Annotated in this window: 15 protein-coding genes and 2 tRNA genes; 10 read left to right on the top strand and 7 right to left on the bottom strand. The window is 38.3% G+C overall.

What is annotated here, in order from left to right; translation table 11 throughout:
• Nucleotides 1-25: 25 nt before the first annotated feature.
• From IX38_RS04725 to IX38_RS04715, 3 genes are all read left to right on the top strand, one after another.
• Entirely contained in the window at nucleotides 26-751 is a 726-nt protein-coding gene (locus IX38_RS04725; protein WP_034702276.1) for a phosphodiester glycosidase family protein, read from the top strand.
• Between the two features lie 101 nt (nucleotides 752-852).
• Nucleotides 853-2745 carry a molecular chaperone HtpG gene (gene htpG, locus IX38_RS04720; RefSeq protein WP_034702273.1) on the top strand — a complete coding sequence of 631 codons (1893 nt, stop codon included), beginning with the start codon at nucleotides 853-855 and terminating at the stop codon, nucleotides 2743-2745.
• Nucleotides 2746-3137: 392 nt separating this feature from the next.
• Nucleotides 3138-3518, top strand: coding sequence for a helix-turn-helix transcriptional regulator (locus IX38_RS04715; protein ID WP_034702543.1), 381 nt, complete (start codon nucleotides 3138-3140; stop codon nucleotides 3516-3518).
• A 341-nt stretch (nucleotides 3519-3859) separates the two neighbouring features.
• On the opposite strand, the gene IX38_RS04710 is transcribed toward IX38_RS04715, so the two are convergent.
• Nucleotides 3860-4156 (bottom strand): MGMT family protein, encoded by a 297-nt coding sequence (locus IX38_RS04710; protein WP_034702271.1) that lies wholly within the window; start codon nucleotides 4154-4156, stop codon nucleotides 3860-3862.
• 100 nt (nucleotides 4157-4256) lie between these two features.
• On the opposite strand from IX38_RS04710, the gene IX38_RS22865 reads away from it, so the two are divergent.
• A complete protein-coding gene (locus tag IX38_RS22865) occupies nucleotides 4257-4403 on the top strand; it encodes a hypothetical protein (RefSeq protein ID WP_165570701.1) in 147 nt (48 codons plus the stop codon).
• A 375-nt stretch (nucleotides 4404-4778) separates the two neighbouring features.
• Here IX38_RS22865 and IX38_RS04700 read toward each other — a convergent pair whose 3' ends face one another.
• The 4 genes from IX38_RS04700 to IX38_RS04685 all read right to left on the bottom strand — a co-directional run bounded on the left by IX38_RS04700 (nucleotide 4779) and on the right by IX38_RS04685 (nucleotide 8108).
• Complete coding sequence (locus IX38_RS04700) at nucleotides 4779-5753, bottom strand: deoxyhypusine synthase family protein (protein WP_034702265.1); 975 nt, start codon at nucleotides 5751-5753, stop codon at nucleotides 4779-4781.
• A 182-nt stretch (nucleotides 5754-5935) separates the two neighbouring features.
• Complete coding sequence (locus IX38_RS04695) at nucleotides 5936-6316, bottom strand: GreA/GreB family elongation factor (RefSeq protein WP_034702261.1); 381 nt, start codon at nucleotides 6314-6316, stop codon at nucleotides 5936-5938.
• Nucleotides 6317-6647: 331 nt separating this feature from the next.
• Complete coding sequence (gene arfB, locus IX38_RS04690; RefSeq protein ID WP_034702258.1) at nucleotides 6648-7040, bottom strand: alternative ribosome rescue aminoacyl-tRNA hydrolase ArfB; 393 nt, start codon at nucleotides 7038-7040, stop codon at nucleotides 6648-6650.
• Between the two features lie 39 nt (nucleotides 7041-7079).
• Nucleotides 7080-8108, bottom strand: coding sequence for an AMP-binding protein (locus IX38_RS04685; protein WP_034702255.1), 1029 nt, complete (start codon nucleotides 8106-8108; stop codon nucleotides 7080-7082).
• 99 nt (nucleotides 8109-8207) lie between these two features.
• On the opposite strand from IX38_RS04685, the gene IX38_RS04680 reads away from it, so the two are divergent.
• Together IX38_RS04680 and IX38_RS04675 are read left to right on the top strand one after the other, a co-directional pair.
• A tRNA-Gln gene (locus IX38_RS04680) sits at nucleotides 8208-8278 on the top strand.
• A 169-nt stretch (nucleotides 8279-8447) separates the two neighbouring features.
• Nucleotides 8448-8518 (top strand) — tRNA-Gln (locus IX38_RS04675).
• 153 nt (nucleotides 8519-8671) lie between these two features.
• On the opposite strand, the gene IX38_RS04670 is transcribed toward IX38_RS04675, so the two are convergent.
• Together IX38_RS04670 and IX38_RS04665 are read right to left on the bottom strand one after the other, a co-directional pair.
• Entirely contained in the window at nucleotides 8672-10099 is a 1428-nt protein-coding gene (locus IX38_RS04670; protein WP_034702252.1) for an amino acid permease, read from the bottom strand.
• A gap of 115 nt (nucleotides 10100-10214) precedes the next feature.
• Nucleotides 10215-10508 (bottom strand): helix-turn-helix domain-containing protein, encoded by a 294-nt coding sequence (locus tag IX38_RS04665; RefSeq protein WP_034702251.1) that lies wholly within the window; start codon nucleotides 10506-10508, stop codon nucleotides 10215-10217.
• Nucleotides 10509-10693: 185 nt separating this feature from the next.
• Here IX38_RS04665 and ccoN point away from each other — a divergent pair, with 185 nt between their 5' ends.
• The 4 genes from ccoN to tamL all read left to right on the top strand — a co-directional run bounded on the left by ccoN (nucleotide 10694) and on the right by tamL (nucleotide 21516).
• Nucleotides 10694-12973 carry a cytochrome-c oxidase, cbb3-type subunit I gene (gene ccoN, locus IX38_RS04660; protein WP_034702249.1) on the top strand — a complete coding sequence of 760 codons (2280 nt, stop codon included), beginning with the start codon at nucleotides 10694-10696 and terminating at the stop codon, nucleotides 12971-12973.
• Between the two features lie 18 nt (nucleotides 12974-12991).
• On the top strand, nucleotides 12992-13879 hold the full coding sequence (locus tag IX38_RS04655; RefSeq protein ID WP_034702247.1) for a cbb3-type cytochrome c oxidase N-terminal domain-containing protein: 888 nt from the start codon (nucleotides 12992-12994) through the stop codon (nucleotides 13877-13879).
• A gap of 282 nt (nucleotides 13880-14161) precedes the next feature.
• Nucleotides 14162-19192: a translocation/assembly module TamB domain-containing protein gene (locus tag IX38_RS04650; RefSeq protein ID WP_084680202.1), complete on the top strand. Its 5031-nt coding sequence runs from the start codon at nucleotides 14162-14164 to the stop codon at nucleotides 19190-19192.
• Nucleotides 19192-21516, top strand: a complete 2325-nt coding sequence (gene tamL, locus IX38_RS04645) for a translocation and assembly module lipoprotein TamL (RefSeq protein WP_034702244.1) — start codon at nucleotides 19192-19194, stop codon at nucleotides 21514-21516. The genes IX38_RS04650 and tamL overlap by 1 nt, the downstream gene beginning before the upstream one ends.

Genomic DNA, 21516 nt, shown 5'->3' with positions numbered 1-21516 from the left:
TTATGTAATTTTAAATAAAAGCCAAATGAAGCTGAATATTCTGTTCAACCTATTATTTACTTCAGTATTTATACTATTCTCTTCCTGTAAAGAGAACAAACCGATCAATCCTGATTTTGTAATCTATTGCGTTGATGTGAAAAACGATAAGATTGAACTTTTTTGGAAAAATGATAGGAATCAACCTTTCAGAAGCATTCAGAATCTGAAAAAACACATTAATGCCAGAAACCGGGATTTAAAATTCGCGATGAATGGAGGCATGTTCATTAAAAACAATATCCCAAAAGGATTATATATAGAAAATTTTAAAACTTTAAATCCAATTGATACTTTGAATGGTGAAGGAAATTTCTATTTAAAACCAAACGGGATCTTCTACATTACAAAATCTGATGAATCGGCTGTTATATCTACTGAAAATTTTAAAGCAGGTTCAGATATAAAGTTTGCCACACAATCCGGTCCTATGCTTATTATCGACGGAAAAACAAATCCTCTTTTTCAAAAGAATTCTGTTAATTTAAATATAAGAAACGGTGTAGGAATATTGCAGAATGGCAATCCTGTTTTTGTGATGTCTAAGAAAAAAATAAACTTTTACAACTTTGCTTTATTATTTAAAAGTTTGGGGTGTAAAAATGCATTATACCTTGATGGTTTTGTCTCAAGAACCTATTTCCCGAAAGAAAACTGGATTCAGGAAGATGGAGATTTCGGAATAATAATAGGAGTTACAGCAAGAAGATAACAAATTCCATTATTTCAACAGTGTAAAAAATGACATTCTGTCACATTCTCTTTCATGGTATTTTTTTTGAGCAGAATTAAGTAATTAAAAATCTAAATATTATGACTAAAGGAAATATTAATGTATCTGTGGAAAACATTTTCCCACTTATTAAAAAGTTTCTTTACAGTGACCACGAAATATTCCTGAGAGAACTGATCTCCAATGCAACTGATGCTACTTTAAAATTAAAACACCTGACAGGTATCGGGGAAGCAAAGGTTGATTACGGAAACCCGAAGATTGAGGTAAAAGTAGATAAGGAGCAGAAAACCCTACGCATTATCGATCAGGGAATTGGGATGACAGGTGAAGAGGTTGAAAAATACATCAACCAGGTTGCTTTTTCAGGAGCCGAAGAATTCCTGGAAAAATATAAGGATTCTGCAAAAGATGCAGGAATCATCGGACATTTCGGACTCGGTTTCTATTCTGCATTTATGGTGGCAGAAAAAGTGGAAATTCTTACAAAATCTTATAAGGACGGTGCTGCAGTTCGTTGGATCTGCGACGGAAGCCCGGAATTCACACTTGAAGAAACAACTGATAAGACTGACAGAGGAACGGAAATCATTCTTCATATCGCAGAAGATTCTACGGAATTTTTAGAAGAAGCCAAGATCCGTGAATTGTTGTCAAAATATAATAAATTCATGCCTGTTCCTATTAAATTCGGGACCAGAACACATACTCTTCCCCTTCCGGAAGATGCTCCCGAAGATGCCGTTGCTGAAACTGAGGAAGTAGACAATATTATCAACAACCCGACACCCGCATGGACGATTGCACCAAGCGAACTGACGAATGAGGACTACATGAAGTTTTACCACGAACTGTATCCGATGCAGTTTGACGAACCTCTATTCAATATTCACCTGAATGTTGATTATCCTTTCAACCTTACGGGAATTTTATTTTTCCCTAAACTGAGCAACAATTTAAATATTGATAAGGATAAAATCCAGCTGTACCAGAACCAGGTATTCGTAACGGATGAAGTGAAAGGTATTGTTCCGGATTTCCTAATGCTTTTAAGAGGGGTAATTGATTCTCCGGATATACCGCTGAATGTTTCCCGTTCTTACCTTCAGGCAGACGGTGCAGTGAAGAAAATCTCTTCTTATATCACTAAAAAAGTGGCTGATAAAATGTCTTCCCTGATCAACGAAAACCGTGAGGATTATGAGAAAAAATGGAACGACATTAAGATCGTAATCGAATACGGAATTATTACAGAGGAGAAATTCGCAGAAAAGGCAGATAAATTTACATTGTACCCTACCACAGACGGAAAATATTTCTTGTGGAATGAATTAATTGAAAAAATCCAGCCTTTACACACAGATAAAGACGGAAACACGGTAATTCTGTATGCTACCAATGCAGATGAGCAGCACAGCTATATCCAGACTGCTAATGATAAGGGATATGAAGTTCTGTTATTGGATTCACCTGTAATTTCCCACGTTATTCAGAAGCTGGAAACGTCCAAAGAGAAGATCTCATTTGCAAGGGTGGACGCGGATCATATCAATAACCTGATCAAAAAAGACGAACCGGTTATTTCTAAATTAAATGATACTGAAAAAGAATCTTTAAAGAAAAACGTAGAAGAGGCTGTAAAAGACGCCAAATTCACGGTACAGCTCGAAGATCTTGACAGCAGTGACGCTCCATTTACGATTACCCAACCGGAATTCATGAGAAGAATGAAGGAAATGCAGGCAACCGGCGGAGGCGGAATGTTCGGAATGGGAGGTTTTCCGGAGATGTATAATCTGGTAGTCAATTCAAACAGTGAGTTTTCCAGCCAGATCTTAAAGACAGAAAATCCTGAAGAAAAGGAAACCCTGATCAGATACGCTTTGGATCTTGCCAAGCTTTCCCAAAACCTTCTGAAAGGAAAAGATCTTACAGATTTTATCCAGAGAAGCTATAAGCAACTGGAGAAATAATAATAATAATACGAAAAAGGGCTGTTCTCAATATGAAAACAGCCCTTTTTATGTTCTAGAAAATCAGTTATCAACTGGCCCTGGTCAAACATTTTAACTCTTGTCGGAAATCATTTTCCTAACCTTAACCTGAATTTAGGATAAGGCTTAAAAATAAGTGCAGGGATAAACAAAGAAAGATCCTGTAATACGTTCAATTGATTTTTAAGCCAGACAAAGCCGTTTCACTTTATAATGAAATACACGGGAAATATTGTGTATTCCTTTGCTGAATGAAGTTCTTATTGGCCTTATTAGATATTTTCTTTCAGGTATAAAAAAATGTTGCATGTTTTTATGTTTTTTATTGTACACATTGTCCTTTTTCTCCATTTTTGTATAAAATGCCGGATATGCAAAAAGAAAAATTACGTACCATCAGAAAACAAAAGGGTTATACGCAACAACAGATAGCTGATATTATAGCAACCGATGTGTCCAACTACAGCAGGAAAGAAAGTGGAGATGTAAGGATTGTAAAAGATGAATGGGATAAAATTGCCCGTTTTCTGAATGTTACTGTGGAAGATATTTATGAAGATGAGGAAGCGAAGGTGGTTATTAATAATGATCATCCTATATTTAATGGAAGTGCTTCAGGAGGAAATATCAATCAACAGTTTAATAACATTCCAGGAGCTATTATTGAAAACCTTCAGGGTTATATCGCCCTTTTGAAGGAAGAAAATGAAAGATTAAAAGAAGAATTAAGAACTCCGAAAGGGAGAAAATAAAGTTTACAGTTTCAGGACCAGCCTGTTATTTTCCCAGAACCTGTTTAAATTCTGAAAATAATTATTAATATTTGTCACGCAGATTAAGGAGATTTTAAAAATTTAAACAGCCTCTTATATACATTTTAAATGCCATGAATACTGATGTATAATGGTATTTTTTATTATGTAATTTGTTGAATATGTGTTTTTTTTCAGGCAAATACAGTCTGTTAATAAGAGAATACTGATCGGATTCTGATCCCCGTTTACTGGTTGAGAGATGATTTTAAGGTTCCAGCGGCTACGCCGCTGGAACCTTTTTCATTATAATCTGTTGTAAAACAGGTAATTTCTTAAGATCAAATTTCATCAAGCGGATTCCAGAACAGTTTCTTGAAATTTTTTATTCTCAGATTCTCAACGGTAATCCCTTCTGCTTCTAATCTTTTTTGAAATTCAGGAACAGACAATATTCCTGAACTGGATATGACGCGGTGCGCCGGCACATCTTCCGGGCATCCTCCCATAGCTTTTCCTACATGACGGGAATGGTTGGGGTAACCAACCGCTTTAGCTATGGCACCATAGGTAGAAACCCTTCCTTTTGGAATAAGCCTCGTCACTTCATACACCTGCTGTTTAAAAATTTCGTCCATAGAAACCTGCTATCTGTTAATAAGTATGATCTGAAAAATACGTTCTGCATCATTTTTGAATTCTTTATTTCTCAATGATGTTTCAATTAAATATAAAGGTATGAAAAAATCATTTTTCAGACTGTTGAATTCAGTTAATAAAAAAATGCTTCCAAAGCTAAGTGATAAGGATCCTAACAGCCTCACCAAAATTGAAAAGGGAATTCTGGCCTACCGCTATTTTGTGCTGGTCAATTCCCTTGACTGATGCATCTAAGTGGTCTGTATGATGACAAAGGTAGCTTTGATTTTGACACGAATGCACGAATTTTGTGATAGTGGATTCGTGAATGATTTGTTGGTAAAAATATGAGGTACGAGCGTAATCGAGCAATACAGTGTGTCTAATCAAGTGTGCCCAGGAAGCCAGATCAAGTTTAAAATGGTAGTGAGAAGCTATGCTTTGTACAAGTGTACAAAGTATTCGAACGAATAAGGGTGTGGTTTAATGACTTTATTTTTAAGGTTAATTAAGATTCAAAATATTTAGCTTTAAACTTGTTTGAAATTTAAATGACAAAGTGGAAAAACAAAAACGCTCCAAAATAAATTGAAGCGTCTGTATTTTATAATAAGTTTGTCCCTAAGAATTCTCTAAGATGTAAGAGAACATCAATGGTGCACAGATGGTAGCATCACTTTCAACGATAAATTTCGGTGTTGTGATATCCAGTTTACCCCAAGTAATTTTCTCATTTGGAACTGCTCCTGAATACGAACCGTAAGATGTTGTAGAATCCGAAATCTGGCAGAAATAAGACCAGAAAGGCACATCATGCATTTCCATATCCTGGTAAAGCATAGGCACTACACAGATAGGGAAATCTCCGGCAATACCTCCTCCGATCTGGAAGAATCCAACTCCTTTTCCAGCTGAATTTTTAGTATACCAGTCCGCAAGATACATCATATATTCAATCCCCGATTTCATAGTTGTTGCCGTAAGCTCACCTTTAATACAGTAAGAAGCGAAGATATTACCCATGGTAGAATCTTCCCATCCCGGAACCACGATCGGAAGGTTTTTCTCAGCTGCAGCGATCATCCATGAGTTTTCTCTTGGAATTTCATAGTACTGCTCAAGAACTCCTGAAAGGATCATTTTATACATGAATTCGTGCGGGAAATAACGCTCGCCTTTCGCTTCTGCATCTTTCCAGATCTCTACGATATGCTTCTGAAGTCTTCTGAAAGCCTCTTCTTCAGGAATACAGGTGTCTGTAACTCTGTTTAACCCTCTTTCCAGCAGATCCCACTCATCCTGTGCCGTCAGATCTCTGTAATGAGGAACTCTTTCGTAGTGAGAGTGTGCTACAAGATTCATCAGGTCTTCTTCAAGGTTAGCTCCTGTACAAGATATAAAATCAACTTTTCCCTGACGGATCATTTCTGCAAGGATCTTTCCCAATTCAGCAGTAGACATCGCACCTGCCAAAGTGATCATCATTTTTCCGCCATCTTTAAGATGCGCAACATACCCCTTAGATGCATCTACCAATGCAGCCGCATTGAAGTGCAGGTAATATTTCTCTATAAATTCAGAAATCGGTTTGCTCATTTTTTTTAATTTTTGCAAAGATAAAACTTAAAAACGGAATGCAACATGCGTACTTAAAGAAACTCTTGCCTGAATATCCTTTTTTAACAAATGATAAAAATAGCTCTGGCCGTAAGGTTTCTTCATGAAAAAGTACAGCCCTGAAGCTGTACTTTCATCTAACAAATATAGATACACAGGAATTACCCGTGCCAGGATTCTACTTTTAAGATTTCTATCTTTCTGTCTCCATCTTTAAAAGGCCAGTCGATGATATCTCCCACCTTATATCCAACAGTCGCCAGAGCAATATCCGACAATATGGAATGTTTGTTTTTCGCCGGTTTAGCTTTGGCAGACGCGACGAAAATATATTCGTGCTCAAAATTCCGGGTATGATCCCTGATGGTCACTTTTCTGTCAACAGTCACTACATCAGCAGGAAGCTCTCTTCTTAAAACCTGTTTGGCCTTTCTCAGTTCTCCAGCAAGCCTTTTCTCTTCCGGAATGCTTACTTTTTTCCTTCTGAGTGTATCTTTGATAGCATCATAAATTCCGGTAGTTACAATAATATGATTGGACATTTTTAATTTTTTAGATAATGGATGCAGCTATTCCCTGTGATCCAATGCAGGATTATAGACCTATTCAGTTTCATCCTGTGGAAAAACTGCAAAAATAATACGTAAAATTTATCGGAAAGCTTTCCCTGTCGTGGATCCTGACAGGGCTTAATTAATAAAGTCCTTAGAACTTTTAAGAAAAGAATCTGTATGTAAGTACAGCAACGACAGCAAAAGGCCCGAAAAATGGCAATCTGATGATAAAGAAATAATTGCTGACATACTTTAAATATTAATGATACCCCTAAGATACTCAAAAATTTTGATCTGTGAAAAGAAACAGTCCTTTTCCCTAAAGCTTAAATTTTCTGTTCTCCTTTTTTTCAGAAATTTTCTTTTTGGTATCCAGACGCTTCTGTTTCTGTCCTTTTGACGGTTTTGTCGCAACTCTTTTCTTGGGAACAATTAAAGCTTTATTAACGAGTTCAATAATTTTTTCAATCGCTTTATTCTTGTTCATCAGCTGTGTTCTGCTTTCCGACACAGTCAGAAAAAGATATCCATCTGCATTGATCCTGTTTTTCAGTTTAGTCAGGATCAGTTCCTTCTGATGCTCATTAAAAAATTCAGACCCGGCAACAAGCCATAAAACGGTAACCGAAGTTTCCACTTTATTAACGTTCTGCCCTCCTGCTCCACTGCTCCGGGAGGTTTTAAAGCTGAGTTCTTTTGAAAAGTCTTTCATAAGATAGAGACGAATAGATTAAAGAGTAAAGATAAAAAATTATAAGCCTGTAGTTATTATTTTATGCAGTTCTATCCGGTTTACTTTACCGTTAGGCGTTCTTGGAATATTTTCTATAAAAATAATTTCTTTTGGTTTGTGGAAGTTCTTTTCAAAAGGTATTTCTGAAATATTTTTAATCAAATCTTCAGATTCTGATCCTTCTATTACCAATATAAGCTTCTGTCCCAAGCTTTCATCTTTTATACCTAAAAATACAGCTTCATTGGGAATTTCTTTTTTCACTAAGGTTTCCAGTGTTTCGGGGGAAATTTTTGCTCCTCCGGAATTAATGACATTGTCTGTACGTCCCAGAAATTTAAACTGTCTTTCATTTTTAATTTCAACTAAATCATTAGTCTGCAGGACATCAGCATTAATATTGGGGGCAAAGATTTTCAGACAGCCTTTTCCGTCTACGCTGATGGAAACATTTTCAAAAGCCGTAAAATAATCTTCAGATTCCGGCATTATCTGTTTCAGGGCAATATGGGAAAGGGTTTCAGACATTCCGTAAGTTTCAAAAATACGGCTGCTTCCTGATCTGTAATTTTGGGCTATCTTTTTCTTCAATGACTCGGAAACAGCAGCTCCACCTATGATCAGATTTTTAATTAAATGCAGTTTATCCATCGAATTTTCAACCTGAAGCGGAGTCATTGCACAAAAATCTATTTCTTCCTGCAGATTTTCAAGAGGGTTTAAAGAGGGTTCAGCAACAATCAGCTTTAGCTTTCTCACAATGGAACGGACGATCATCATTTTCCCCGAAATATATTCAACCGGCAGACATAGCAATGCTTTATTTCCTTCCTGTAGTTCAAGAAAATCACAGGTCATCACAGCAGAATTGACCATTTTATTTTTTTCGATTTCAAAAATTTTGGGGATCCCTGTGGAACCTGATGTCTGTACTTTTACGGTATTGTCATCAGAAAACCATTCTTCTAAAAAAAAATTGATTTTATATTCAAAATCCGTTTGAAAGGATAAATTATTAATATTGAGATTATTGAAGTCTATCAGCATGATTGAGGTAAATAAAAAGTAGTGTAAATTTAAAAAAAACTTTAAAAAATTCTTGTATCTAAACAAAAAAGCTGTAAATTTGCCTCACTAAAATAAAACAGACCCATGGTGTAACGGTAGCACTCTGGTTTTTGGTACCATCAGTTGGGGTTCGAATCCCTGTGGGTCTACAAACCATCCTTTTTAAGGGTGGTTTTTGTTTTTATAATATCATGCCTATTCTATTTTTTAAGCTTATTGAAATTTAATTTAAAAAATACAGCAACAACTTATATTTTTTCCAAACTGTTATTTGTGTGTAAAGAAAAAAATTGTAAATTTGCACCACTAAAATAAAACAGACCCATGGTGTAACGGTAGCACTCTGGTTTTTGGTACCATCAGTTGGGGTTCGAATCCCTGTGGGTCTACAAACCATCCTTTTTTAAGGGTGGTTTTTGTTTTTAAAACATTAAGGTATAATGTGTTTTGAGAAGTTTAACTTCCTCACCTATGTAAAGTACCTTACAGCTGTAATAAGATACAAAAAAGGACAGATCAGAATCCGTCCTTGTATATTATAATTATTTGGTTTTATTTTTATACAGTTTAAACATTAGAAACAGAAAAATCAGCCATACCGGAATTAAAATCACCTGAATTTCCATCCCCGTAATACTCATCAATACCAAAATAGCCAGTAAGAAAAGGATACAGATGTAATTCGATACCGGATAGAATATGGAAGGGAATTTTGATTTAATTCCTGAACTCATGATGCTTTTCTTAAATTTCAAATGGGTATAGCATATCATCAGCCAGTTGATAATTAAAGTGGAAACCACTAAAGCCATTAAATATTCAAATGCCTTTTCTGGAACCAGTTTATTGATAATGATACAGATTCCGGCAAAACAGGAAGATATGATGATGGCGTTGGTAGGAACATGACTTTTGTTCAGCTTCGTTAAAAATTTCGGGGCATTCCCCTGCTGTGCCAATCCGAAAAGCATACGGCTGTTGCTGTAAACACTGCTGTTATAAACAGACAAAGCAGCCGTTAAGACAATCAGGTTCAAAACATTTGCGATAAGCGAATTAAACTGTATTACTTTTCCGAACAGGTTAAATTCAAATCCGTTTAAATTCTGGAAAACCATCACAAACGGGCTTGTTCCTTCTGTAATCTCTCTCCACGGACTCAACGCGAATAAAATCACTAATGCCCCCACGTAAAAGATCAGAATCCTGTAGATCACCTGGTTCGTAGCCTGTGGAATAGTTTTCTCCGGGTTCTTAGCTTCTGCAGCAGTAATTCCTATCAGCTCCAGTCCGCCAAATGAAAACATGATCATCGCCATAGCTGCAAAAAGCCCGGAATATCCTGTTTCGGTTTTATTAAATAATCCTTTTGGGAAGAATCCGCCGTCATTCCATAAATTCTGAATACTGGCTTTATCCCCTCCGGAACCGCTTACCAACAGATAAATCCCGAAAATAATCATAGCAACTATAGCCACCACTTTGATGATGGAAAACCAGAATTCAGTTTCGCCATATACCTTTACAGAAGCAAGATTTAATGCATTAATGATGATAAAAAAGAATAAACTGGACACCCAGAGCGGGATTTCGGGCCACCAGAAATGAACATAATGCCCGATAGCCGTAAGCTCAGCCATACTAACAAGGATATAGAGTATCCAGTAATTCCACCCGGAAGCAAATCCGGGAAAATTTCCCCAGTATTTATACGCAAAATGACTGAAGCTTCCAGAAACAGGTTCCTGAACAACCATTTCGCCAAGCTGGCGCATAATAAAGAATGCAATAATCCCTGCTAAAGCATATCCCAGAATAACGGACGGGCCCGCTAAAACTGCTGCCGGACCAATTCCCAGAAACAATCCTGTTCCTATAGCTCCTCCGAGGGCAATTAATTGAATATGTCTGTTGGTTAATCCTCTGACAAGAGCCCCATCACTGGACTCTGTTTTCTGTTCGCTGCTCATAAAATCAATTATGCCCTAAATATATAAAACTTTAGAGAAATTCACCTTCTGTGAAGCCTGAAGAAGATTCAATAAATTCAGTTTTTAAAGAATTAAAGAGTAAAAAATGTATTTATTATAGATATTCCTCCGGAATTGAAATATTATTCTTTTTCATATACTCTAAAAGTGACTGATATCTGTCATCGTTTCCGTCTATACTGCATTTGTGCGAGATACTGCAGATATCGGAAGGCTTAATTTCCAGAATACCGGAGATCTTCGTCAGTATTTCCAGATTGATCTTCACTTTAGAATTTTCAATGTCAGAATAGGCCTTTTGGGAAATGCCCATTTCAAAAGCCATATACTCCTGCGTAAAGTCTTTGCTTCTACGGATTTTCCTGATATTTTGACCACATACTTTCATCGTTCTTGTTTTAGTAGTTTTCGGTATAGTTTAGAAGGATACCTACTAGACTTACACAAAGTTAATAAATACCTTTGGCAAAACATTAACACGTTACATGATATTTATTTTTTCATATCAATCAGGATCAAAAAATATCTGATTTCAGACGATAAATATCACTTCGGTACAATACAATTGGAATTATGGAGACGCAAAAATTCAATTATGACAATAATATTGTCAGAGCATTCTTGTATGCTACTATCGTATTCGGGCTGGTTGGCTTTCTGCTGGGACTTACAGCCGCGCTGATGCTTTTTTACCCCGAATTACCAGAGTTTTTATTCGGGACAGATGATACCACCATCCAGAGTTTGAGAAGCGGAAATATCCAGGGGCTTATCAATACGCAGGGTGCTATGGGATTCGGAAGGATCAGAATGCTTCATACCAGTGCCGTTATTTTTGCTTTTGTGTGTAATTCCTTCTTCTGCGGTGCCTATTACAGCATGCAGAGACTTTTAAAAACAAGAATGTACAGCGATACGCTTTCATGGATCCATTTCTGGAGCTGGCAGCTGATGATCGTTGCCGTAGTGATCACGTTCTTAATGGGGATCAATACTTCCAAAGAATATGCAGAACACGAATGGCCGATCGACATTCTGATCACTTTCTCATGGGTCGTTTTTGGAATCAATATGTTCGGAACCATTGCGAAAAGAAGGGTAAGACACCTGTATGTAGCCATCTGGTTCTATATTGCAACCTGGATCGCAGTGGCAATGCTCCATATCTTTAATAATCTTGAAATTCCCCTGTCATTTACAAGCTGGAAATCCTATTCCGTATATGCCGGTGTAAAAGATGCTCTTGTACAATGGTGGTACGGTCACAATGCCGTAGCATTCGTACTGACAACTCCGGTACTGGGTCTGATGTATTATTTCATGCCGAAAGCGGCACAGCGTCCTGTATTCTCCTATAAATTATCCATTATTCACTTTTGGTCGCTGATATTCGTATACCTATGGGCCGGTCCTCACCACCTTCAGTATACGGCGCTTCCGGCATGGGCTCAGGCCGTAGGGACGGGATTCTCTATCATGCTTATTGCACCCTCATGGGGAGGAATGCTGAACGGCCTTCTTACTTTAAGAGGAGCCTGGGATAAAGTGAGAGAAAATCCTATCCTTAAATTCTTCGTCGTAGCCATTACCTGTTATGGTATGGCCACTTTTGAAGGACCTTTATTAGCTACAAAATCTTTAAATAAAATCGGGCACTACACCGACTGGGTGATTGGGCACGTACATTTGGGCGCACTTGGATGGAATGGTTTCATGGCCTTCGGAGTAGTCTATTACCTGATTCCGATCATGTGGAGAACACCGCTATGGTCTAAAAAATTAGCCAACTGGCACTTCTGGCTGGGAACATTGGGAATTATATTTTATGCTGTTCCGATGTATATTTCAGGATTCACACAGGGATTGATGTGGAAACAGTTCAACCCGGACGGCACTTTAATGTATAAAAACTGGCTGGATACGGTAACAGCGATCATTCCTTACTTTAAAATGAGATTCTTAGGAGGTGTCCTTTATCTTTCAGGAGCTATTTTAATGGTGATTAATGTGATCAAAACCGTAAGATCAGGTTCGTTCCAGAAAGATGCTCCCGCAGAAGCCCCTGCATTGGCAGACATCGGCACTGCAAGAAAAGAAGGCGAAGGCGTGCACCTTTGGCTGGAAAGAACTCCAAAGCTGCTTTCTATCCTGGCTTTTATCACTGTAGCTATCGGTGGATTAATAGAAATTGTCCCTACACTATCTCTTAAACAGAGCGTTCCGACCATTACGGCTGTAAAACCATATTCGCCGCTTGAACTGGAAGGAAGAGATCTGTATATCCGTGAAGGATGTAACTCCTGCCACTCCCAGATGATCAGACCTTTCCGTGATGAAATTGTAAGATTTGAAGGTAAAAACGGACAGTATTCAAAAGCCGGAGAATTTATCTACGACAGGCCATTTTTATGGGGATCCAAAAGAACCGGACCGGATCTTCACAGAGAAGGCGGCAGAAACCCGGATTCATGGCACTTCAAACATATGTATAACCCAAGAATTACCTCAGCAGGTTCCATCATGCCTCGTTTTCCATGGCTGATCACGAACAAGCTGGACCGCACACAGATGGTTGACAAAATGAGATTAATGAAGAATTCTTTCGATGTGCCTTATTCAAAAGCTGAAATAGATTCTGCAGGAAAATGGGCAGATACCCAATCCAAAGCTATTGTACAGAGAATTTATTCTGAAGCCACGGATTTAAAAGATCAGATGGAAAAAGAAAAAACAGCGAAAGGTGCATCTTATGTACCGCTTGAGCAGAGAGAAATCATAGCCATGATCGCTTATCTGCAAAGGTTGGGAACCGATATAAAAACGACACAGATCCAGACCGCAAGCGCTGAATAACCTTTAAAATTGAATGCAATGAAAAAGAGAACCCCGATTTCAATATATATCGCAACAACGATAGGCTTAACGATTATGGCGTTTGAAATGTTCGCCGGAGATTCAGGTTATTTTTCCTCTCCGTTTTTCTGGGCGCTGATGCTGATCGCTGTAATTCTCCTTCTGATCATGAATTCGATCGGAGACCTGGTGGAAAATGAGAACTTCAGCAGACTGTCAGACGAGGAAAAGAAAGAATATTTAGCAGAGAAAAGTATTCCCTACTATCAGAAACTTTGGAATTCGGCATTTAAAAAGCAGTCTGCTACGGAAGAAAAAGATATTCTTATCGATCACGGCTTCGATGGAATCACAGAACTCGATAATTCCCTTCCAAAATGGTGGATAGGCCTTTTCTGGTTCGGATGCATATTCTGTGTCGTGTATATGACGGCCTTTGCCTTTACAGAATACGCCCATCCTGAGGCAGAATTAAACAAAGAAACCACCACAATGCTGGCTTCCATAGTAGAATATGAAAAAACAGCACCCCAGATTGATCTGGAAACGGCAAAATACAGCGCAGACAATATCGGAGAAGGCCAGGAGCTTTTCAAAACCAACTGTGTAACCTGTCACGGTGACGGCGGAAAAGGAGGTATCGGCCCCAATCTTACGGACACGCACTGGATCAATATCAAAGAAAAAAGTCTGTTTAAAAATGTTTTCTGGATGCTCGAAAACGGCTCTCCCAACAATCCTACTATGAGACCTTTTATCAAAGAGGGAACCATTACCGGAAGAGATGCTGAAAAAATTGCAGCCTATATCTATCATATCAACCAGGAAACTTCCCCCATCACTCCGGCTCAGGGCGGTGCTGCCCCGCAGGGTGAAGAAGTGAAATGGGAAAATGCAAACAATTAACAGAAATTTATTATCTCCATATATCTTTGCCCCCTTTCAATTACTCTAACATTTGAATTTCATTTTCGCTAAACCTTTTCAACACCAAAAATGATTAAAAAGGGGGCTTTTTAAAGAAAAAATCCACACCTTGGCTGTCTTCATCAACTGATTCACTTGACAACTACTAAACTAAATTCCATAACAAGGCGGCCAAGGCAGGATTTTTGCATTTGCAATAGGATACCACAACAAAGAACTAATAAAATAGTATTCTTATCTTTGTTACAAACCTGATCGCATTTGAAACTGAAAATCAACAAAAGAAAACTCCTGAGGCGTATTGCAATAACCTTTATTTCAATATTGGTTTTCCTTACCCTGCTGATACTGAGTCTGAGGCTTCCTGCCGTTCAAAACTTCATCAAAGACAAGCTGGTTGTTTATCTTGAAAAAAAGATCAAGACCAAAGTAAGCCTGGAAAAGGTCTACATAGGTTTCCCAAACAGCCTTATCATGGAAAACCTTTACCTTAAAGGACAGGATGTAGATACGCTTTTGGCTGTGAAAAAGCTGGATGTAGGTTTAAATATGCTGAAGCTGATCAGCTCTACTGCTGACATTACTTCTGTAGATCTTGAAGGAGCCCGTGCAAATGTGGTACGGAAGCCCGACGGAACATTCAATTTTGATTATATCATCAATGCTTTTGCGACAAGTGACAAGGAGGAAAGCCCTTCCAAACCTTTCATTATTTCTCTTGATAAAATCAATTTAAAAGATATCGGGGTAACGTTCAACGATCAGCAGTCCAGGAACGATATTAAATTATATTTCAAATCATTTGATACCAGGGTTAAAACTTTTGACCTCAATAAAAATACTTATGCCGTTAATGACATCAATCTTGACGGGCTTAAATTAAAATTAAAGCAGGACCTTATCAAGGAGGTTTCTAAAAAAGTAGAGAAAAAGGTAGATTCTCTGAATGATAAAAAGCCGATGAATATTGGTCTTAGAGGCATCAAGCTCACCAATTTCGATATTGATTACGGGGATGATAATACCAAAACATTTGCTAAAGTTCTGTTCAAGGAATTGAGTACAAAGGTCAATAAGCTTGATCTGGAAAATAATGCCTACAATATTTCCAATGTTTTTCTTTCCGGGGCAGATATTAATGCCAATCTTTATCTTCCTGCACAAAATGCCAATCCGAAGGACCAAAAAGAACCTGAGGTTTCTAAAGTTTCGGACAAGGATAAAGCCATGAAACTGATTCTCGGAAAGCTTGTCCTGAATGATGTAAAAGCGGTTTACAACAACGCAGCCATTGCCCCTGCCAAACAGGGAATGGATTTCAACCACATGAATTTTTCCAAAATGAACGTAGAGCTAAGAAGCTTCAAAATGGAGAATAATACTTTTGCAGGAACAGTGAATTCCGCAGAAGTTCAGGAAGCAAGAGGTCTGAATATCCAGAAATTCAATACGGATTTTGTATATGCCGAAAAACAGGCTTATTTAAAAGATCTTTATCTGCAGACTCCGAAAACGCTGATCCGTGATGAGGTCATTTTAAATTATGATTCTTTTGATCAGTTAACTTCAAATCCCGGTACCGTAAAAATTTCTGCCAATATCAAAGATTCCAGAATAGGTTTCGCAGATATCCTGAATATTGTTCCCACTTTAAGAAATACAGCTCCGTTCAACAAATATCCAAACGCTATTCTGAATGTCAATGCCAATGTTCAGGGAATCGTTAATGATTTACTGATCAAAGATCTTAAAATTTCAGGTCTGGACCAGCTGAGAGTGGCTGCATCAGGAAGAATCAAAAATGCGATGAAACCTGCAAATCTTTATTATGACCTAAGGATCGGGGAGTTTTCTGCAGAAGCAAAAACAGTGTATAACCTGGTTCCGAAAAATACAATTCCTTCCAATATTTCCCTGCCTTCCCATTTCAGCATCAAAGGAAATGCAAAGGGAACGACCAAAGTGGTAAAAGCAGATCTGAACCTCTACTCCACCCTTGGAAATGCGGCTATTGTTGCAGATGTGGACATGAGCAGGAAAAACCGTGAGCTGTATGATGTAAAAGCCAATCTCCAGGCCATCCAGGTCGGAAAGATCATTAAAAATAAGGATATTGGCCCGATTACGGCACAGATTTCAGCAAAAGGAGAAAGTTTTGATTTCAAAAATGCCAGAGCTGACCTTAAAGGACATGTGGCATCGGCCGTCTACAAAGGATACCGATACCAGAATATGAATTTAACAGGTAAAATAAACCGTGGTATCTACAATATCGCTTTAAACTCAAAAGACCCGAATGCGAATCTTAATTTAATTGCTTCCGGGGTTTATGATGAAAAAAATCCTACGGTAAAGATCAACGGTGAAGTAATCAAGCTTGATGTGAATAAGCTTGGATTCTATGAAAAGCCGATGATCATTGCAGGAAAGATCGACGGTGATTTTTCAAGCCTCAATCCTGATGCCCTTAACGGCTACCTCAACCTGAAAGATTTTGCATTCTCAGACACGAAAGAAGTGTATCCGGTTCAGGAAGTCAATCTGAGAGCTTCTTCTACCCAGGATTCAACGCAGATCATTTTCAATTCCCAGATAGCAGATGTTTCTTTGAAAGGAAAATATAAGCTGACGCAGATCTTCGGGGCCTTAACGCAGACTATCAATCAGTATTATCAGTTCCAGAAACCGGCTAAGGGTCAGAAAATTGATCCCGGACAGTTTTTTACATTCAATGCAAAGATAAAAAATGATGATCTGATCCGGAAATTTGTTCCTGAGCTGAAAACTTTTGAAACAATCAATTTAACCGGAAATTATGATGCGGACTCTCAAAAAATTGAGATTCACGGACAGATCCCGCAGTTGTTATACGGTGAGAATTCACTGGAAAATATTGCTTTAAGGGTAACCAATGAAAATCAGGCATTACAATATAGCCTGAATGCCGGTTCTTTAAAAAGCTCCAGCTTTACCCTGAAAAAAATTGCATTAAGCGGAGATGTTGCAGATAATACCATCAATTATACTATTACCACGAAAGACGATAAAGATGCCACCCAGTTCCTGATTGCAGGAAATGCAAAGTCTTTGAATGATATCACGGAAATCTCCCTGAATCCGAACGGCTTGAAATTGAATTATGCAGACTGGAACGTGGCAGAGAACAATAAAATCCAGATCAGCAGCCAGGGAATTGTAGCCGATAATTTTATCCTGTCCAATGCGGGAAGTGAAATTTCTCTTCAGTCTGAAACAGACCGCCCAACTAGCCCTTTGAATGTTTCCCTGAAAGATTTTAAAATTGAAACGATTACTGAGCTGATCAAAAAAGATACGGTTCTGGCAAAAGGAACCATTAACGGAACAGCCCAGCTTAAGAATGTTACAAAAAACATGACCTTTACTTCTGATCTGAATATTTCCGACCTGATTGTGTATGGAAGCCCGGTTGGAAACCTGGCGGTAAAAGTGAATAATACTTCACCGAATATTTTAAATGCCGACGTTGCCCTTTCCGGTAATAATAATGATGTGAAAATTCTTGGAGATTACAATACCTCTTCCAGTACATTTGATCTGAATATGGCAATCAACAGGCTGCAGATGAAGAGTGTCCAGGGCTTTTCCATGAATGCGATAACAAATACAGAAGGCTTTCTTTCAGGAGATTTAAAGATCACCGGAAATACGGATAAACCGAATATTTTAGGTAAGGTAAAATTCAATGATGTGGGACTGGAAATTGCCAAAACAGGTAGTGATTTCAGAAAGCTAAATGATGATATTGATTTTACAAGCCGGGGAATCGAGCTTAATAAGTTTAAAATAAATGATAAGGATGGAAATTCTCTCGTGATCAACGGGCAGGTCCTTACCCAGACGTACCGGGATTTCGCATTCAATCTTGATGTCAATGCCAAAGACTTCAAAGTGGTTAACTCAGAAAAATCCAATGATGCGATGATGTACGGGATTCTTGCCATTGATGCAGGGCTTCATATCCGTGGAAACCTGGATCTTCCAAAAATTGACGGCAGACTGTCGGTTTCCGATGATACGGATTTCACTTTTGTTCTTCCGCAATCGAGCCCTTCCCTGCAGGAAAGAGACGGAATTGTAGAATTTATCGACCAGGACCAGGTAGTTTTAAATAAAACCATCAAAACGGATTCTCTGAATGCACAAAGCCGTTTCAAAGGAATGGATGTAAGTGTGAATATTGAAGTAAGCAAAGAGGCTAAACTGTCTATTGTTATTGATAAAGCGAACGGAGATTTTGTAAAACTTCAGGGTGAAGCGGAACTGACCGGGGGAATTGATCCGTCAGGAAAAACAACTCTTGTAGGAGTATATGAAGTGGAAAAAGGATCTTATGAGCTTTCTGTAAGTCTTCTGAAACGTAAATTTGACATCCAGAAAGGAAGCACGATCACATGGACCGGGGAACCTACTACAGCAACATTGGATATTACGGCTGTCTATAAAACGGAGGCTCCACCTATAGATCTCGTTGAGCAACAGGTAAGCGGTGAAGATGCGTCTGTAATGAATCAGTTTAAGCAGAGAATACCTTTCAATACTTTATTAAAGATGAAAGGAGAGCTTCTGAAACCGCAGATCACGTTTGATATTACTACGGATGAGAAAAATAATTCTGTCTCGTCGGCGGTAACGGATATGGTAGACCAAAAGCTCACCCAGCTAAGGACCCAGGAATCGGAAATGAATAAACAGGTCTTTGCACTTCTTCTCCTGAACCGTTTCATTGGAGAAAATCCTTTTGAATCCGGTGCGGGAATGTCGGCTGAAACAATGGCCAGACAGAGTGTGAGTAAAATTCTTTCCCAGCAGCTGAACAATCTGGCTTCGGGACTGATTAAAGGAGTTGATATTGATCTGGGCCTTGACTCTTCTGAAGATTATTCAAGCGGAACAAAAAATACAAGAACAGACCTGAATGTAGGATTAAGCAAAAAATTACTGAATGACCGTCTGAAAGTTTCCGTGGGAAGTAATTTTGCCCTGGAAGGGGAAGCACGCCAAAATGAAAGCACTACCAATATTGCCGGAAACGTCACCGTAGATTACAGCCTTTCAAAAGACGGGAGGTATATGCTTCGTGCCTACCGTAAGGATGAATACCAGGTAGCTCTTCAGGGACAGATCATAGAGACTGGATTAGGGTTTATCATTACCTTAGATTATGATAAATTCCGTGAAATTTTCCAGAAATCCAGGAAGGACAAACGTAAAAAAGAAAACAAAAATAACCAGGTAGTAGAATTTAAATAATGAAAATCAGATTTAGTATATATTGGAAATATGTATTCGCTTCGGGGTTTGCGGCGGCTACTCTCTCATGCAGCAATACGAAATTCCTGAAGGAAGGTCAGATGCTTTATGCAGGAGGGAAAGTGAAAATAGAGAATGATACTATTTCCAAGAAGGAGAAAAATGAGCTTCAGTCCGCACTGGAGGAAAATCTGGTTCCTAAACCTAATTCCACCATATTGGGACTGCGCCCGAGACTGTATTTTTATAATATTGCCAAAGAACCCAAAAAAGATAAGGGTTTTAATTACTGGCTAAAATATAAGGTAGGCGAAAAGCCTGTTCTGCTAGGAGATGTAGATCGTGAATTTAACAGAAAGATCATTGAAAATTATTCTGAAAACAAGGGCTATTTTAATGCAAAAGCCACTTATGACACGGTTTCCAAAAATAAAAAAGCAAAGGTAATTTATACTTTAAAGCCGGGTGCAAGATATTTTATAAGCAATGTTAAGTTTCAGCAGGATTCTTCCCTTGTCAACAGAGAAATTCAAAGTTTAACGAATAAAACTTTACTCAAATCCGGAAAGCCTTTCGATCTTGATGTGATTAAAGATGAAAGAGAGCGTATTGATACCGGTTTAAAAGAAAGAGGATTCTATTATTTCAACCCTGATAATATTATTGTTCAGGCTGACAGTACGGTAAGTAAAAATCACAAGGTTGAGCTTAATGTAAAGTTAAAAGAAAATACTCCGGATCTGGCAACGGAGCAGTTCAGCATTGACAAAGTCATTGTCTTCCCCAATTATAATATCCGGGATGTAAAAAGAGGCAAGTACAGTGTTCCGATGAATGCGGATTCTCTTTCTAAATATGCATATAATGACATTTACGTTATTGATCCTCAGCATAAATTTAAATCGAAAATTTTCGACAGAGCTCTGTATTTTAAGAAAGGAGATCTTTATAACCGTTCCAATCATAATCTTACGCTTAACCGCCTGATCAGTCTGGGAGTCTTTAAATTTGTAAAAAATGAATTCATTGTTTCGGATTCATTAAAGCATCAGTTTGATGCCTATTATTTACTGACACCGAGGCAAATTCAGTCGCTCAGGCTGGAGGCTTTGGGACGAACGAATTCCGCCAATTATGCGGGTAGTGAATTAAACTTAAACTGGACCCACAGGAATTTCTTCAGAGGAGCCGAGCAGTTTAAAGCAGCTGTTTACGGAGCCTTTGATTTCCAGATGGGAGGGCAGGAAAATGCAAAAAATCTATTCCGTGCAGGAACGAATGTACAGCTTTCAATACCAAGAATTGTTGCGCCTTTCCGTTTCAATTCTTCAAGTGCTTTTGTTCCGAGAACGAATATTACTTTAGGCTATGAATTTCAAAACCGTACCCAGCTTTACACCCTTAATAATTTTACAGCCTCATTCGGTTATGTCTGGAAAGAGAATGCCAGAAAGGAACATGATTTAAAAGTCATTGACATTACTTTGGTTTCTCCTGCCAAAGTAACCGATGAATTCCGTAAGCAAGCCACTACTCCTGCTGCACGAAGAGTGGTTGAAAAGCAGCTTATTTTCGGGCCGACTTATTCCTACACGTATACCAATACAATGCTTCCCAAAACGAATACGGTTTATTATAAGGGAACATTAGATCTTGCAGGAAATATTACCGGTTTGGTAACGGGAGCCAATGCCAAAAAAGATAAACAGAAAAACATCTTCGGAGTTCCGTTCAGCCAATATGCAAAAATGGAACATGATTTCAGGTTCTACCATAAATTTACAGAGAAGAGTTCTTTGGCTACCAGATTTATCGGAGGGATAGCCTATCCATACGGGAATTCGGAATTTATCCCTTTCTCCAAGCAGTTCTTCTCGGGAGGAAGTAACAGTATCCGTGCTTTCCGTGCAAGAACTTTAGGTCCGGGAAGTTTTGATCCCCGAACGATTGAAAAAGGCTTCCTGTTGGATCAGGCGGGAGATATCAAATTAGAATTAAATGCTGAATACCGTGCTAATATCTATAAATTCCTGAATGTTGCTGCTTTTGTTGACGCAGGAAATGTTTGGTTGATCAATGCTGATGAGTACAGACCCGGAGGCAAATTTTCAAAAGAATTTTTAAGTGAAATTGCAGTGGGAGCCGGAGTTGGCCTGAGACTTGATTTTTCTATCCTGATTTTAAGGCTTGACCTTGCGATGCCTTTGAGGGTTCCTTATTATGAAAAAGGAGACCGGTGGGCATTTGACCGGATTAATTTCGGGGATTCAAGCTGGAGAAAAGATAATTTAGTTTTAAATATAGCCATCGGATATCCTTTCTAA

The sequence above is a fragment of the Chryseobacterium luteum genome, from assembly GCF_000737785.1.
Classification (GTDB): Bacteria; Bacteroidota; Bacteroidia; order Flavobacteriales; family Weeksellaceae; genus Chryseobacterium; species Chryseobacterium luteum.
The sequence above is the reverse complement of the archived record's forward strand: the minus strand, read 5'-3'. Positions and strand labels throughout refer to the sequence as shown.

Bases quoted from the DNA above. Each gene is read 5' to 3' on its own strand.
- IX38_RS04725 (WP_034702276.1), top strand. From the start codon at position 26: ATGAAGCTGAATATTCTGTTCAACCTATTATTTACTTCAGTATTTATA.
- htpG (WP_034702273.1), top strand. From the start codon at position 853: ATGACTAAAGGAAATATTAATGTATCTGTGGAAAACATTTTCCCACTT.
- IX38_RS04715 (WP_034702543.1), top strand. From the start codon at position 3,138: ATGCAAAAAGAAAAATTACGTACCATCAGAAAACAAAAGGGTTATACG.
- IX38_RS04710 (WP_034702271.1), bottom strand. From the start codon at position 4,156: ATGGACGAAATTTTTAAACAGCAGGTGTATGAAGTGACGAGGCTTATT.
- IX38_RS22865 (WP_165570701.1), top strand. From the start codon at position 4,257: ATGAAAAAATCATTTTTCAGACTGTTGAATTCAGTTAATAAAAAAATG.
- IX38_RS04700 (WP_034702265.1), bottom strand. From the start codon at position 5,753: ATGAGCAAACCGATTTCTGAATTTATAGAGAAATATTACCTGCACTTC.
- IX38_RS04695 (WP_034702261.1), bottom strand. From the start codon at position 6,316: ATGTCCAATCATATTATTGTAACTACCGGAATTTATGATGCTATCAAA.
- arfB (WP_034702258.1), bottom strand. From the start codon at position 7,040: ATGAAAGACTTTTCAAAAGAACTCAGCTTTAAAACCTCCCGGAGCAGT.
- IX38_RS04685 (WP_034702255.1), bottom strand. From the start codon at position 8,108: ATGCTGATAGACTTCAATAATCTCAATATTAATAATTTATCCTTTCAA.
- IX38_RS04670 (WP_034702252.1), bottom strand. From the start codon at position 10,099: ATGAGCAGCGAACAGAAAACAGAGTCCAGTGATGGGGCTCTTGTCAGA.
- IX38_RS04665 (WP_034702251.1), bottom strand. From the start codon at position 10,508: ATGAAAGTATGTGGTCAAAATATCAGGAAAATCCGTAGAAGCAAAGAC.
- ccoN (WP_034702249.1), top strand. From the start codon at position 10,694: ATGGAGACGCAAAAATTCAATTATGACAATAATATTGTCAGAGCATTC.
- IX38_RS04655 (WP_034702247.1), top strand. From the start codon at position 12,992: ATGAAAAAGAGAACCCCGATTTCAATATATATCGCAACAACGATAGGC.
- tamL (WP_034702244.1), top strand. From the start codon at position 19,192: ATGAAAATCAGATTTAGTATATATTGGAAATATGTATTCGCTTCGGGG.